This window comes from Kitasatospora sp. NBC_00039, assembly GCF_045160625.1.
Lineage (GTDB): Bacteria > Actinomycetota > Actinomycetes > Streptomycetales > Streptomycetaceae > Kitasatospora.
The window spans coordinates 1,081,397-1,094,712 of record NZ_CP108289.1 but is presented as its reverse complement, the minus strand read 5'-3'; the positions used below and the strand labels follow the sequence as shown (position 1 = coordinate 1,094,712).

Sequence of the window (13,316 nt, the reverse complement as noted above, 5' to 3'; positions counted from 1 at the left end):
CGTTCGGGTGATTGACGGCGCTCCAGGCGCTCCAGGGGATGACCGTCAACGCGGCCCGGGCCGCCGGGGGGAGGGGACGGCCGGCCGCCTGGCCGTCGGCCACCGGGCCGGCCTCACCGTGCGCGCAGTGCCCGGAGCGCGAGCCGGGCGTAGGCGCGGACGTCGGCGTCGGGGTCGGCGAGGCGGGCGCGCAGGGCCGGGGTGACGGCGGGTTCGGCGGCGGATGCGGCCAGCGCGCGGACGGCGGCCTTGCGGACGTCCGCGTCCGGGTCGCCGAGCAGGCCGAGCAGGGGGGCGGGCGACCCGGCGGCGGCCGGCGCCGCGGCGGACGCCTTGCGCACCTGCCAGGCCTCGTCCCCGTGATCAGGCGCTCGACCAGGTCTCGCAGCTGTCCGGCGGTGACCGCCGCGAGGTCGTCGCCGGGCCGCAGCCGGACGGCATCCAGCGGTGCGACCCACGAGGTCCGACCCGCTTCCAGGGCGACGACCCACGAGTACGGCCAGCCCGGGATCATCATGTGCTTGCTCTCACCACGGCCGTAGGTGTGGCAAAAGAGCGGGCATCTCATGTGGCAGCGCCGGGCCGCAGCCAGGGCGAAACGTCCACTGCCAGGATCAGCCGGCCGTCAGCAGCCCTGGGCAGCGGCAAGTCGGCCAACGCAGTCCGCAGCCGCCGCGGAACAGCCGCAAGGTCAAAAGACAAGTTCAAGGCTTGTGCTCATTCGTCCGGCAACCGCCGGCCTCGCTCCGGGGGCTCCCGGAGCGAGGTCACGGCTGCAGCCGTCGCTCCTGCGGGCCCCCGCCGTCCACCGCCTCCGGCCCGGGGTCCTCCGCCCCGGGCGGCAGGACGAGGGTCGCCACCGCGCCGCCGTCGGGGTGGTTGGCGAACGTCAGCGCCGCGCCGATCACCCGGGCGTGGCCCTGCGCGATCGTCAGCCCCAGCCCGTGGCCGCGTCCGCGCTCGCGCACACCGGTCCGGAACCGCTGGGGCCCGTGCCGCAGCAGGTCGTCGGGGAAGCCCGCCCCGTGGTCCCGCACCGTGATCCGCAACCCGTCCACGCCCAGCAGCACCGGGCCGCCGCCGTGCCGGTCGGCGTTGACCAGCAGATTGCCCAGGATGCGGTCCAGCCGGCGCAGGTCGGTGCGGACCACCCCGTCGGCCTCGCCCGTCACCGTCACGGTCAGCCCGGTGAGCGCGACCGTGCGGCGCACCGCGCGCTCCAGCGGCACCGCCGACAGGTACGGCGTCTCGGCGTCCGCATCCAGCCGGGACACCTCCAACAGGTCCTCCACCAGCGAGCGCAGCACCTGCACCCGGTCGCGGACCAGCTCGGTCGGCCGGCCCGGCGGCAGCAGCTCTGCGGCCGTCACCAGCCCGGTGAGCGGGGTGCGGAGCTCGTGCGCCACGTCCGCGGTGAACTGCTGCTCGTCCTCCAGCCGGCGGTGCAGCGCCCGGGACATCGAATCGACCGCCGCCGCGAGATCGGCGACCTCGTCCCGCCCTTCGACCAGCTCGCCGATCCTGGTGTCCGTCCTCCCGGCGGCGATCCCCCGCGCGGCCGCCGCGGCCGTCCGCAGCCGGCGGCTGATCCGGTCCGCGACCAGTACCCCGGCCAGCACCGTCGTGAAGACCGACGCGGTGACGGCGATCAGGATGATCCGGTCGAGGTCGGCGATGGCCTGCCGGTCCTGCGCGAAGTCCACGCGGACGGAGAGCGCCCCGTTCCGGACGGGCGTGGCCGCCCACATGGCCTCGCCCTGCGACCCGACGGCCAGGACCGAACCCTGCCGGCCGTCCGCCACCAGCGTGCGCAGCGGCTGCGGCAGCGCCGGGTCGTCCAGGGCAGCGCCCCGGCCGGCGACCTCGCCGCTGCGCTGGTACACCGCCAGCGACGAGTCCAGCGCGGCGAGCGCGGATCCGCGGGCCTGGTCCATGTGCTGGCGGACCATCGCCTGGTGCACCAGCAGGCCGACGGTGACCGCGACCAGGACGGAGATGGCGGCGACGGCGGTGGCGATCTGACGGCGCAGCGTCATACCGGGCGCCGCAGCTTGTAGCCGAATCCGCGCACCGTCTCGATCCGGCCGGCGCCGATCTTCGCGCGCAGCCGCTGCACATGGACGTCCACCACCCGGGTGTCGGCTCCCCATTCGTAGTCCCACACCCGCTCCAGCAGGCCGGAACGTTCCAGCACGATGCCGGGCGCGGCGGTGAACTCCAGCAGCAGCCGCAGCTCGGTCGGGGTGAGCGGGACGAGCCGGCCGTGCACCCGTACCTCCATGCTGTCGGTGTCCACCTCCATCCCGTCGAGGCTGCGCACCGTCCGGGCCGGTGGCGCGGGCACGGTGCCGGCCGTGGGGACCGCAGCGGCCGACGGCCCGGCAGGCGTGGAGGGAGCGACGGCCGGGCCGGAGGGAACACCGCCCGGGAAGGGGACCGGTGACAGCGCGGCGGCCGGTGGCGGGGCGTCGGCCGTCGGCACGACGCGGACCCGGCGCAGCACCGTCCGGATCCGGGCGACGAGCACCGCGCTCTCGAACGGCTTCACGACGTAGTCGTCCGCGCCGGCCTCCAACCCCGAGACCACGTCCACCGGGTCGGTGCGGGCCGACATCATCAGGATCGGCAGCTGGCTCTCCTCACGGATCCGCCGGCAGAGGCCGACCCCGTCCAGGAGCGGCAGCATCACGTCGAGCAGCAGCAGGTCCGGGCGGACGGCGTGGAACGCCTCGAGACCCTCCAGGCCGTCGGCGGCCGTGGAGACCGGAAAGCCGTACCGTTCCAGGGCCATCCGGGTGGCCTCCCGGATCACCTCGTCGTCCTCGACGATCAGGATGTGCGGCTGGGCGGGCGGAGCTGCGGGGTTCATGGCTTCGCTTCCGGGGGAGCTGGGGTCGGACGGGCGGGCGCCGGGACGGCCCCGCCGGTTCCGTTCCCGACGGTGGGGGCGCCGGGCTGGGCCGGGGCGCGGCTGGGGCGGGCCGCACTGGGCACGGCGGTGGGTGTGGCGGTGGGCGGCGCCCCGGTCTCGGCGGCACCCCCCTGGCCGGGGGCGGGGACGGGGCCGATCCCCTCGTCCTTCCGCTCCACCAGGCCGAGCCGGACGCCGTCCCAGTGGTAGCGGCTGCTGGTCCGGACGGAAACGGTGGTCGGCTCGTGCAGCCACAGGTCGGCGCCGACCGTCTCGGCACTGAAACCCTTCAGCACCTGGACCCGCAGCACGGGCACCACGCGGTCCCCGGCCAGGGTGTAGACGTGCAGCACCACCGGCCCGACGGTGCCGACGGCGGCGACCAGTTCGGGCCGCCCGTCACCGGTGAGGTCGCGGTACTCGGGGCTGCGGAGCTCACAGCCCGGGCAGCCGTCGAGGGTGCGTCGCTCGTCCGCCGTCACCTGTGGGTCCTTGGCGAGCACGGTCCGGGTGTCGAGCGCGGTGATGTCCTGGCCCGGCACGGTCACGTCCGGGACGGGCTGCGGCGGCGGATCGGTGGCGGCGGTCGGGGGCGCCGGCGGCGGCGCGGTCGCCAGGCCCGCCCAGAGCGGCTGGGCCACCGGCGGTGGAGTCACCCGCGCCGTCGCACCGTTGTCCCTCAGCTCGCCGGGCGTCGCGCACCCGGCGAGCACCACGGCCAGCGCGGCACCCGCCAGGGCCGGCACACCGGCTCGCCGCCGGGCCGGGAAGGCTGTCGTCACGGCCCGCCCCTCCTTAGCTGGTCTGCGGCGATCCGCCGGTTCGTCCACGGTGATAGGTCGTCCGGAGGGGAGCCCCCGGTTCCGCCCCGCGACGGACGGGCGGGGCCCGCGGCAACCGCCACGGGCCCCGCCCGTCCGTCGCGGGGCCGGCTCACCCCGCCTTGGTGGCCAGGTCCGCCAGGATGATGATGTTGTCGGTCCAGTGGCCGTCCGCGCCAATCCGGCCGCCGCAGGTGATCAGGTGGAGCTCGGGCGCCGGGGTGTCGCCGTAGACCGTCTCGGTCGGGAACCGGTCCTTCGGGGCCTGGAGCAGCGTGCGGACGCGGAACTCGACCGTGCTGCCGTCGGCCCGCTGGACCTGGATGGCGTCGCCCGGCCGGAGCTTCGGCAGCGAGTGGAAGACGGCCGGGCCGTGCGCGGTGTCGTAGTGCCCGATCAGGACGGCCGGGCCGGTCTCGCCGGGGGTCGGTCCGTTGCGGTACCAGCCGACCTCACCGGCCCGGTCGGCGGCCGGGACCTCGACGGTGCCGTCGGCGTTCAGGCCGAGTCCGGTGACCGGGGCGTCCACGCCGGCGGCCGGGACGAGGAGCCTGGTCGGCGCCGAGGCGGCGAAGGGGCGTGGGGCGGTGGCGGGCGTGGTGGGAGCTGCCGTACCGGTGGTCGGCGCGGACGCCGCGGGCGGGTCGGCGGCGTTGTGCACGGAGGGTTCCACGCGCACCACCGGGGTGCGCTGGCCCGACAGTGCCACGGTGGCGCCGAGCACCAGGCAGAGCAGGCCGGCCGCGCCGAAGGCGGTCCGGCGCAGCCCGTCCGCGCCGGGTTTGGTGTCCCGGCGGCCGCGATGGGCTCCGGTACGCCTGCCGCGGCGGTCGGCCGAGCGCCCGGCCCGGTGGGCGCCACGGTCCGCCCCGTCCGCCGGCTCCGTGCGGTCCGCCGCTTCGCCGGTTCCGGGTCTTCCGTCGTCCGGCAGGGGCCCGCCGCCCCACCCCGGTACGTGACCGTACGGGGGCGGGGCGGCGGGGTGCCCGGAGGGCCCGGAACCGGTGTCAGCCGCGCGCACCGGAGCGGCGGCGCAGGACGGCGTAGCCCAGCGCCCCGGCCCCGAGGGCGGCCACGGTGCCACCGCCGACGAGCATGAGGCCGGAGTCACCGGCGGAGCCGGAGCCGTCCCCGGCCTGGGCCGCGCCCTTGGGCACCTCGCGGACCTGCGGGGCGGTACCGCCGGGGGTCTGCGGCTTCACGGGCGTCGCGGTGGGGGTGGTGCCGGCTCCGGCTCCGGCGACGGCGGGGGCGGAAGCGGCGGGGGCCGCAGGCTGCGGGGTGGCGCTGGGAGTCTTGGCGCCCTCGACGGCCGGGGCGCTGGGGGCGCTCGGGGTGGCGGACGCGGGGGCCTGGGAGGGGGTGGCCTTCCCGCTGCCCCCGTCGGCCCAGGCCGTTCCGCCGGTGACGGCGGTCAGCAGGGCGGCGCCGGTGAGGGCGCAGACCGCCAGGCCCCGGCGGGCGGTCGAGCGGTCGGTACGGCTCCTGGTCATACGGGGTGTCTCCTTCATCGTGACTCGCGCCCGGCCGGGTTCGGCCGGGGTGTCGTCAGTGACGCTAGGAGCGCCGTGTCGCGGTCCCCGGCCGGTCGTGTCACGGCCGCCCATCGGCTCTGTAACGGTGTCGCGGGCACGACCGGAGGGGCCGGATACACGGGGTCGGCTTCCGGGGCCCGGCCCCGCCCCGGGGTCGGTTCTGCGGCCCCTGGTGGAGGGCGCGGAGACACCTGCTCTCCACCGACGTCAACGGTGACCGGGCGGAGGGAGGTCACCAGCCGGCCAACCCGATCGGCGTCTTCACCGCCGAACTCGAGGCGGAGTTCCGCCGGTCCCAGGGCGTGTGAAACCGGGCTCCGCCCGGGGTGCGGAGGCGTTCGGGCCCCGGTGGGGAGTTCGCTACGGTGGGGTGCCTGGTGGACAGGCCGTACGTACTGGGGGAGTGGCCGGCAGTGGTGACGACATCCGAACCGTCCGATTTTCATGGCTTCGACGTGGTGCGGCGGGGCTACGACCGTGTGCAGGTCGACGGCTGTCTCGCGGCCCTGGCGGCCGGGGACGCGCCGACGGACCCGCCGGTGTTCAAGATCGTGCGGCGGGGCTACGACCGCGATCAGGTGGACGCGCACGTTCGTGGGCTGCTGGCGCGTCGCGGCGATCACGCGTAGCAGTCGGGCCCCGCATGGCGCTGGGCAGGCCCACCCCTCTTGCGGCGGGTCCGGCCCGCCTTCGGCTCAGGCGTCCGTCGGCAGGGCCGGTGCGGAGCGGCGGGGAGGTGCGCTCCGGGGGTGGGCCGGGAGGGGGAGGGTGAGGGCGTCGGGGGAGCCGGCGGGCAGGGCGAGGGCGGCAGTGACCTCGGCAGGGAGGTCCCGCAGGCCGAGGAGGCCGGCCCCGAGGCGGGCGGTGGCACGGTGCCAGTCGCCGATCCGCTGCAGCAGGGCGTGGCCGCTGCCGGCCACGGTGTAGCCGCAGACCCGGGCGCCGGCCTCGCGGCCGCGGGCGGCGAAGTGGAGGGTCTCGGCGGGGGAGGTGACCTTGTCCCGGTCGCCGTGCAGCATCAGGACGTCCCGGCCGGCGAGCTGCTCGCAGGGGTCCTCGGGCGGGCACCAGGGGGCGAGGGCGACGACGCCGGTGACGTTCGGGTGTCCGGCCGCGCGCAGGGCCGCCCGGCCGCCCATCGAGTGGCCGACCAGGACGGTCGGTACGTGGCCCAGCTCCTCGGCGAGGTCGCCGAGCGCGGCGTCGGTGTCCCGGGCGGCGTCGGCGCGCTCGCCGTTCCAGCCCCGGTGGCGGTAGCGGACGGTGCCGATCGCCACCCCCGCGCCCGCCGTTTCGAGGCGCAGCGCGCGGAGGAAGCCGTACATCCGCAGGCCGGGCAGGTTGAGCGGGCCGGGCCGGGAGAGGCTGTGCTCCTCGCCGCCGTGCAGCACCAGCACCGCGGCCGCCGGCTGCTCCGGCAGTTCGCGCCAGACCAGCGCGCGGTGTCCGCCGGTGCTGCTCGCGCGGCCCCTTCCGGCCGTGCCCGATGCGTCGTTCCCGCTCACCCGTACCGCCCCGCCCCGCTGTCCGTTCCGTGGACCGCCACTGTACGCGCCGACGGCGGGCCGGCGGCAGCGGTGGCGGCACAGCGCCGGGTGGGCGCCGCCGACCGGCCCGCTCGCCCACCCGGCCGTTCCGTCGGCCCGGGCCCGACGGAACGGTGCGACGGCCGCCGCCGTGAGCGGTCAGGAGCCGAGCAGGCCCTGTTCGCGGACCAGCCAGCAGATCGCGGTCAGCCGGTGCACCGCGTAGTCGTAGCCCACCGGCTCCAGCCGGCCGGTCTCGCCGAGCGCGTCCAGCAGGCCGAGCGCGTAGTCCGACAGTTCCGCACGGTCCAGCGGCCGGGGCACCAGCTCCGGCCCCTGCGCGTACAGCAGCTCGCGGATCTGGGCGGCGTGCTGGTCGACCACGGCGCCGAAACCCGGCTCGACGGCGAACTCGGCGAGCCGCGGCGTGAAGGCGGCGACGATCCCGGGCAGGGGACAGCCGGGCGGCTGGTCGGGTGAGCCCCGGTGGGACTCGTCGGGCGTGGCGAACATCCGTCCACGGTAGGCGAGCCGGGCGGCCGTCCGGGCCGCTCCGGCTGAGACCTTTGCCACCCGGAGGAGCCGGGGCCCGTCGCCCTGCCGAGACCGGGCGCCGGCGCCCGGCGGATTCGGCGAATCGCCGGGAGCGCGGGGCGATCTGCACCAGAATGGCCCGTATGGATCTTCGAATCTTCACCGAACCCCAGCAGGGCGCGAGCTACGACACGCTGCTGCGCGTTGCCCGGACCGCGGAGGAGCTCGGCACCTTCAGCGCGTTCTTCCGCTCCGACCACTACCTGAAGATGGGTGGCGCCAGCGGCCTGCCCGGCCCCACCGACGCCTGGATCACCCTGGCCGGCCTGGCCCGTGACACCAGCACCATCCGGCTCGGCACCCTGATGACCGCCGCGACCTTCCGGCTGCCCGGCGTGCTCGCCATCCAGGTCGCCCAGGTCGACGCGATGAGCGGCGGCCGGGTCGAGTTCGGCCTCGGCGCCGGCTGGTACGAGGAGGAGCACGCCGCGTACGGCATCCCCTTCCCGAAGGAGAAGTTCGGGCGGCTGGAGGAGCAACTGGCGATCGTCACCGGCCTCTGGAACACCAAGCTCGGCGACACCTTCGACTTCACCGGGGAGTACTACCGGCTGACCGACTCGCCGGCGCTGCCCAAGCCCGCCCAGGCGAAGATCCCCGTCCTGGTCGGCGGCACGGGCCCGACCCGCACCCCGGCGCTGGCCGCCCGCTTCGCCGACGAGTTCAACATGCCGTTCACCTCGGTCGAGGAGAGCGCGGCCCAGTTCGGCCGGGTCCGCGCCGCCGTCGAGCAGGCCGGCCGCCGGGCCGACGACCTGGTGTACTCCAACGCCCTGGTCGCCTGTGTGGGCCGCGACGACGCCGAGGTGGCCCGCCGGGCCGCCGCGATCGGCCGCGAGGTGGACGAGCTGAAGGCCAACGGCCTGGCCGGCACCCCGGACGAGGTGGTGGCGAAGCTCGGCCGCTACGCCGCCGTCGGCACCGAGCGCGTCTACCTGCAGATCCTCGACCTGGACGACCTGGACCACCTGGAGCTGATCGCCTCCCGGGTCGCTCCGCAGCTGGGCTGAGCGCCCGGGCCCCCGCGCACCGTCACCCCCGTCGCACCGCCGTCACCCCCGTCGCCGTCGGGGCGGCGGTGGTGCGGTGCTGTGAACGGACGGTGAAGGCGCTCGCCCGGAGCCGCTGACCACTAGTCTTTACTTCCTCTTGGAGCAGGGAAGGCTCCTTCGAGAAGCGGAAGCCGGGGGAGTCAGGGGGGAGAGCCGGTGGCGGAGACGACGGTGCCGGGGGCGGGTCCCTCGGGAACGGGGCTTTCCGGGGCCCGGGTGCCCGTGCCGAGAGCGGGGAGCGCCGCCGCCGTTCGGGCGGCCGGCCCGAGCGGGCTGTCCGAGCCGGTGCTGCGCCCGCGCGGACTGCACGACCAGCGGCGCGACCGCCCGGGACAGGTGCCGGCCGGCCCCGCGCCGGCCGCGCTGCACTACCGGGCGGACGACCTGCTGGTCGTCTCCGGCCTGCCCGGCAGCGGCAAGAGCACCCTGATGCGCCGGTGCATCACGGCCGGCCTGGTCGACTCCCAGCAGGTGCGGGAGGAGTACGCGGCCCGGTTGCCCGGCTGGCTGCCGTACTTCGTCTACCGCCCGCTGGTCCGGGCCGCGCACTACCGGCGGCTGCGCCGCGCGGTGCTCGACGGCGGCCCGCTGGCGGTGCACGACTGCGGGGCGCTGCCCTGGGTGCGGCGCTGGCTGGTCCGGGCAGCGGCCCGCCAGGGGCGGCGGGTGCACCTGATCCTGCTGGACGCCGCCGCCGGCGAGGCCCGGGACGGCCAGCATGCCCGCGGCCAGCGGGTCTCCGCGTACGCCTTCGCGCGGCACCGGGAGTCCGCCCGGCGGCTGCGCCGCCGGCTGGCGGGGACGGGGGAGCCGCCGGCCGGATGTGCGTCGGCCGTGGTACTCGACCGGGCCGGTGCGCGTGCCCTGCGGGAGATCGTCTTCGTGGCGTCGTAGTCTCGGCGAGGCGGTGCGGGGCCGCCCGCCGACCCGTCCGGGTGGCCTTCCGGGGCCTGCCGGGGCTCTCCGGGGCGGACGGTGTGTCAACTTTCGGACAACTCGGGGTCATTGCTGCGATCGCTCGACACGGGAAATGTTCCACCTGTAGCCAGTGTCGACCTATCAGGCTTCCGGGTTATGTCCGATTTGGCGTCAGGACTTTCAGGCCGGAAGACATCTGACGCGTACACGTGGCCCTGCGTAGCCTTGGCTCGGCGGCTCCCCCAAGCGGCCGCCCCCCACAACTCCCCCTCAGGAGCGCAGATGCGTCGTTCTGCCCGCGTCCCCTCGAGTGTCCCCCGCAGATTCCTCAGCGCCGCCGCCCTCGTCGCCGCCCTCGGGCTCACCCAGTTCGCCGCCCCCGCCTCGTTCTCCACCGCCGCCGCCCAGGCCCCGGCCGCCCAGTGCGTCGGCGGGGACGGTGCGGTGAGCCAGGACGCGGCCGCCCGCAAGCCCGCCGGCAGCGCCGTCGGCCAGGAGCCCAACGCCGTCACCCAGGCCCAGGCCCAGGCCATGGACGCGGACCTGCAGGCCCGGGTCGCCAAGCTGGCGCAGTCCTCCCAGGGCAGCGCGCTGCTCGCCCCCGGCACGCTGGCCGCCACCACCACCATCCCGGTGTACGTGCACGTCGTCCACTCCGGGACGACGGGCAAGCTCTCCGCGACGGACATCGGCAAGCAGATCTCCGTCCTCAACGCCGCGTACAGCGGCCAGGGCGCGGGCAACACCCCCAGCCAGTTCCAGTTCCAGCTGGTCGGCACCGACTACACCGACAACGCGACCTGGTACAACGGCATCACCCCGGGCTCCTCGGCCGAGAAGTCGATGAAGAGCTCGCTGCGCAAGGGCAGCGCCAACGCGCTCAACCTCTACACCGCCAAGCTCGGCCAGTCGCTGCTCGGCTGGGCGACGTTCCCCAGCTCCTACAGGTCCAACCCGAGCGACGACGGCGTCGTCATCCTCGACTCCTCGTTCCCCGGCGGCTCGGCCGCCAACTACAACGAGGGCGACACCGCCACCCACGAGGTCGGCCACTGGCTCGGGCTCTACCACACCTTCCAGGGCGGCTGCGGCGGCCAGGGCGACTACGTCTCCGACACCCCGGCCGAGAAGAGCGCCGCGTACCAGTGCCCCGCGGGCCGCGACACCTGCACCGCGACCGGCCTCGACCCGATCCACAACTTCATGGACTACACCTACGACTCCTGCATGACGCAGTTCACCCCCGGTCAGGTCGCCAGGATGTCCAACTCCTGGGCCGCCTACCGGGCCTGACGGCTCCGGCCGGCCGAATCCCTGGCGGGTGCGTGGGTGATGGGGCCCGCGCACCCGCCAGTACCAGTTCCGGGCCCGGGAGCGGGCTCAGCAGAACGTCTCGACGTAGAGCAGGGTCCGGCCGTCCTGGCCGGCGAACTCGTAGGCCAGGTAGGACGGCAGCGCGTCGACGTTGCAGCGGCCCCCGATCTCCAGCCAGGCGGCCGGGCGGTCGGCCTCGGGCAGGAGGGCCGGGAAGCGGCGCTCCTGCTCGTGGTCGTAGGCGCTGCCCATGGTCATCAGGTCCGCGCTCACGGCGAGCCGCTTGGCGCGGCGCGGGTCCAGCGGGCCCCGGACGAGCGTCCATCGGCAGTCGGCCGCATCGGTGAAGCCGTGGTCGGCGACCGGCGACCGGACGGACCCGGGCCACTCCTCCTTCGCCGGCCGCTCCGGCCCCGTCAGGGTTTCGGCGAAACCGGCGGTGAGATGCGGCTTCTTCGGCCTGTTCCTCGCCATCCGGCCAGGATGGCACAGGGTTCGAAAGTGTTCGACGCCTTCGGTGCGGCAATCGGTGGTGGAATGTCCCTGTTGATCTATGTTTGGGGAGTCAGAGGCTGGTGAAACCGAGGTAGCAGTCGAGCAAGGAGCAGCGGCATGGCCAACAGCGCCACCCCCCGGATCGTCGTCGGCGTGGACGGCTCGCCCGCCTCGGAGCAGGCGCTGCGCTGGGCCGTGGACTACGCCCGGCTGGTAGGCGGCAGCCTCAACGCCATCGCGGCCTGGGAGTACCCCGCGTTCTACGGCTGGGCCGGGCTGAGCGTGCCCCCGGTCGAGGGGTTCAACCCGGAGGAGCTGGCCGGGCGGACGCTCTCCGAGACGGTCGCCAAGGTCGTCGGCGACGACCCCGGCATCCGGATCACCGAGTCCGTGCTGCCCGGCAACGCCGCCCAGGCCCTGCTGGAGGCGGCCGCCGGCGCCGCACTGGTCGTCGTCGGCAGTCGCGGGCTCGGCGGGTTCTCCGGCGCACTGCTCGGCTCGGTCAGCCGGCACCTCACCGAGCACGCCCCCTGCCCGGTCGTCGTGGTCCGCGACCAGCGGGGGCCGGCGGCCGGCTGACCCCCCGGGGGCGATGTGCCGGACCCCCGGCCGGCCGAACGGGCCGCCGCGCGGAGCCCGGACGGGGCAGGATGGAGGCATGCCAGAAGGCGACTCCGTCTACCGCGCGGCGGCCCGGCTGCACGACGCCCTCGCCGGCCAGCTGCTGACCACCGCCGATCTGCGGGTGCCCGCCCACGCCACCGCCGCCCTTGCCGGACGGCGGGTGCTGGAGGTCGCGCCGCGCGGCAAACACCTGCTCACCCGCCTCGAAGGCGGCCTCACCCTCCACACCCACCTGCGGATGGACGGCCGCTGGGAGGTCTACCGCCCCGGCGAACGCTGGGCCGGCGGGCCCGACTGGCAGATCCGCGCCGTCCTCGGCACCGACAGGGGCACCGCGGTCGGCTACCGGCTGCCTGTCGTCGAACTGCTGCGCACCGCCGACGAACAGCGCGCCGTCGGCCACCTCGGGCCCGACCTGCTCGGCCCCGACTGGGATCCGGCCGAGGCCGTCCGCCGGCTCCTCGCCCACCCCGGCCGGTCCGTCGCCGAAGCCCTCCTCGACCAGCGCAACCTGGCCGGCATCGGCAACGTCTACGCCAACGAACTCTGCTTCCTCGCCGGTGTCACCCCGTGGACCCCGGTCGGTGAACTGCCCCGCCCCGAACGGCTGGTGGAGCGGGCCCGGCAGCTCCTCGACGCCAACAGGCTCCGCTCCGGCCACATCACCACCGGCGACACCCGGCGCGGCCACCGGCACTGGGTCTACGGCCGTGCCGGGCACCCCTGCCCGCGTTGCGGCACGCAGGTGCTGACGGCCGCCCAGGGAACGCCGCCGCAGGAACGGGTGGCGTTCTGGTGCCCGTACTGCCAGCGCGGCCCGGCGCCCAAGGCCCGGCCTACCGGTGCTCGACCAGGGCCGGGTGCCGGGGGTCGTCGACCCGGACGATGAGGTCGGCGAGGTCGGCCGGGACGGTCTCGGCCTCGTAGCGGGCGAAGGCGGGCAGCGTCCACTGCTCCTCGGGCGGGGTCCGGCGGGCCAGTGCGGCCGGGGAGAGCGCCAGGTGGACGGTCAGCTCCAGCGGCAGCCAGCGGCCGAGCAGCAGTGCGCCGTCCAGCAACAGGACGCCACCGGGCGGCAGTTCGGTGTAGGGGGCGCGGGTCGACCGGTCCGTCACCGGGTCGCGCAGCGAGGGCAGGACGCGGCCGCTGCCGCCGGGCTCCAGCGGCTCCAGCACCTCGCGCAGCAGGGCGCCGTCGTCCAGCCAGAGGTCGTGGAAGGCGTCCGCGTCCTGCCTGCCGTACTCCAGCCGCACCGAGGCGGGCCGGAGGAAGCCTGCCGCCGACACCCGCAGCGCGGGGCGCCCGCGCAGCCGCAGCGGCTCCACCAGGGCGTCCGCCAGCGCGCCCGGCCCGGCGGCCGTGGCGCCGTCCACCGCCACCCGCAGCCACCGCTCCCCGGCCCCGGGGAGCGCGGCGATGCGGTCGGCGAGGAGCTCGGCGAGGCGGTCGGGCGAGATCGGGTGTACCTGCACCCGCCCATCTTGCCCGGACGCCGCGCGGCCGGGCGGCGCCGGGGTGGGGTGGCG

Annotated in this window: 16 protein-coding genes and 1 pseudogene; 6 read left to right on the top strand and 11 right to left on the bottom strand. The window is 75.8% G+C overall.

What is annotated here, in order from left to right; translation table 11 throughout:
- Positions 1-113: 113 nt before the first annotated feature.
- From OG286_RS05360 to OG286_RS05330, 7 genes and pseudogenes are all read right to left on the bottom strand, one after another.
- Positions 114-341 carry a HEAT repeat domain-containing protein gene (locus tag OG286_RS05360; protein WP_396323337.1) on the bottom strand — a complete coding sequence of 76 codons (228 nt, stop codon included), beginning with the start codon at positions 339-341 and terminating at the stop codon, positions 114-116.
- Between the two features lie 20 nt (positions 342-361).
- Positions 362-672: pseudogene (locus tag OG286_RS05355) on the bottom strand (transposase); the annotation flags it as partial.
- Between the two features lie 95 nt (positions 673-767).
- Positions 768-2,036 carry a sensor histidine kinase gene (locus tag OG286_RS05350; protein ID WP_396323338.1) on the bottom strand — a complete coding sequence of 423 codons (1,269 nt, stop codon included), beginning with the start codon at positions 2,034-2,036 and terminating at the stop codon, positions 768-770.
- Positions 2,033-2,869, bottom strand: coding sequence for a response regulator (locus OG286_RS05345; RefSeq protein ID WP_396323339.1), 837 nt, complete (start codon positions 2,867-2,869; stop codon positions 2,033-2,035). Before OG286_RS05345 ends, OG286_RS05350 begins: the two co-directional genes overlap by 4 nt.
- The gene (locus OG286_RS05340) at positions 2,866-3,693 is read right to left on the bottom strand and encodes a hypothetical protein (protein ID WP_396323340.1); all 828 of its coding nucleotides are present in this window, start codon (positions 3,691-3,693) and stop codon (positions 2,866-2,868) included. The genes OG286_RS05345 and OG286_RS05340 overlap by 4 nt, the downstream gene beginning before the upstream one ends.
- A gap of 151 nt (positions 3,694-3,844) precedes the next feature.
- Positions 3,845-4,456: a class F sortase gene (locus tag OG286_RS05335; protein WP_396323341.1), complete on the bottom strand. Its 612-nt coding sequence runs from the start codon at positions 4,454-4,456 to the stop codon at positions 3,845-3,847.
- Positions 4,457-4,739: 283 nt separating this feature from the next.
- On the bottom strand, positions 4,740-5,225 hold the full coding sequence (locus OG286_RS05330; protein WP_396323342.1) for a hypothetical protein: 486 nt from the start codon (positions 5,223-5,225) through the stop codon (positions 4,740-4,742).
- 455 nt (positions 5,226-5,680) lie between these two features.
- Here OG286_RS05330 and OG286_RS05325 point away from each other — a divergent pair, with 455 nt between their 5' ends.
- A complete protein-coding gene (locus OG286_RS05325) occupies positions 5,681-5,896 on the top strand; it encodes a hypothetical protein (RefSeq protein WP_396323343.1) in 216 nt (71 codons plus the stop codon).
- Positions 5,897-5,962: 66 nt separating this feature from the next.
- Here the strand turns inward: OG286_RS05325 and OG286_RS05320 are convergent, their stop codons facing one another.
- Together OG286_RS05320 and OG286_RS05315 are read right to left on the bottom strand one after the other, a co-directional pair.
- Positions 5,963-6,772, bottom strand: a complete 810-nt coding sequence (locus tag OG286_RS05320; RefSeq protein ID WP_396323344.1) for an alpha/beta hydrolase — start codon at positions 6,770-6,772, stop codon at positions 5,963-5,965.
- A gap of 180 nt (positions 6,773-6,952) precedes the next feature.
- On the bottom strand, positions 6,953-7,306 hold the full coding sequence (locus tag OG286_RS05315; RefSeq protein ID WP_396323346.1) for a DUF6401 family natural product biosynthesis protein: 354 nt from the start codon (positions 7,304-7,306) through the stop codon (positions 6,953-6,955).
- A 164-nt stretch (positions 7,307-7,470) separates the two neighbouring features.
- On the opposite strand from OG286_RS05315, the gene OG286_RS05310 reads away from it, so the two are divergent.
- From OG286_RS05310 to OG286_RS05300, 3 genes are all read left to right on the top strand, one after another.
- Positions 7,471-8,397 (top strand): LLM class F420-dependent oxidoreductase, encoded by a 927-nt coding sequence (locus OG286_RS05310; RefSeq protein ID WP_396323348.1) that lies wholly within the window; start codon positions 7,471-7,473, stop codon positions 8,395-8,397.
- Positions 8,398-8,661: 264 nt separating this feature from the next.
- Entirely contained in the window at positions 8,662-9,333 is a 672-nt protein-coding gene (locus tag OG286_RS05305) for an AAA family ATPase (protein ID WP_405364793.1), read from the top strand.
- Between the two features lie 306 nt (positions 9,334-9,639).
- On the top strand, positions 9,640-10,650 hold the full coding sequence (locus tag OG286_RS05300; protein ID WP_396323351.1) for a zinc metalloprotease: 1,011 nt from the start codon (positions 9,640-9,642) through the stop codon (positions 10,648-10,650).
- An 87-nt stretch (positions 10,651-10,737) separates the two neighbouring features.
- Here OG286_RS05300 and OG286_RS05295 read toward each other — a convergent pair whose 3' ends face one another.
- Positions 10,738-11,145: a hypothetical protein gene (locus tag OG286_RS05295; RefSeq protein ID WP_405364791.1), complete on the bottom strand. Its 408-nt coding sequence runs from the start codon at positions 11,143-11,145 to the stop codon at positions 10,738-10,740.
- A gap of 138 nt (positions 11,146-11,283) precedes the next feature.
- Between OG286_RS05295 and OG286_RS05290 the strand changes: the two genes are divergently transcribed.
- Together OG286_RS05290 and OG286_RS05285 are read left to right on the top strand one after the other, a co-directional pair.
- Positions 11,284-11,745, top strand: coding sequence for a universal stress protein (locus OG286_RS05290; RefSeq protein ID WP_396323353.1), 462 nt, complete (start codon positions 11,284-11,286; stop codon positions 11,743-11,745).
- A gap of 79 nt (positions 11,746-11,824) precedes the next feature.
- Entirely contained in the window at positions 11,825-12,679 is an 855-nt protein-coding gene (locus tag OG286_RS05285; RefSeq protein ID WP_396323354.1) for a DNA-formamidopyrimidine glycosylase family protein, read from the top strand.
- Here the strand turns inward: OG286_RS05285 and OG286_RS05280 are convergent.
- Positions 12,627-13,262, bottom strand: coding sequence for a uridine kinase (locus tag OG286_RS05280; RefSeq protein WP_396323356.1), 636 nt, complete (start codon positions 13,260-13,262; stop codon positions 12,627-12,629). The genes OG286_RS05285 and OG286_RS05280 overlap by 53 nt on opposite strands.
- Positions 13,263-13,316 lie beyond the last annotated feature (54 nt).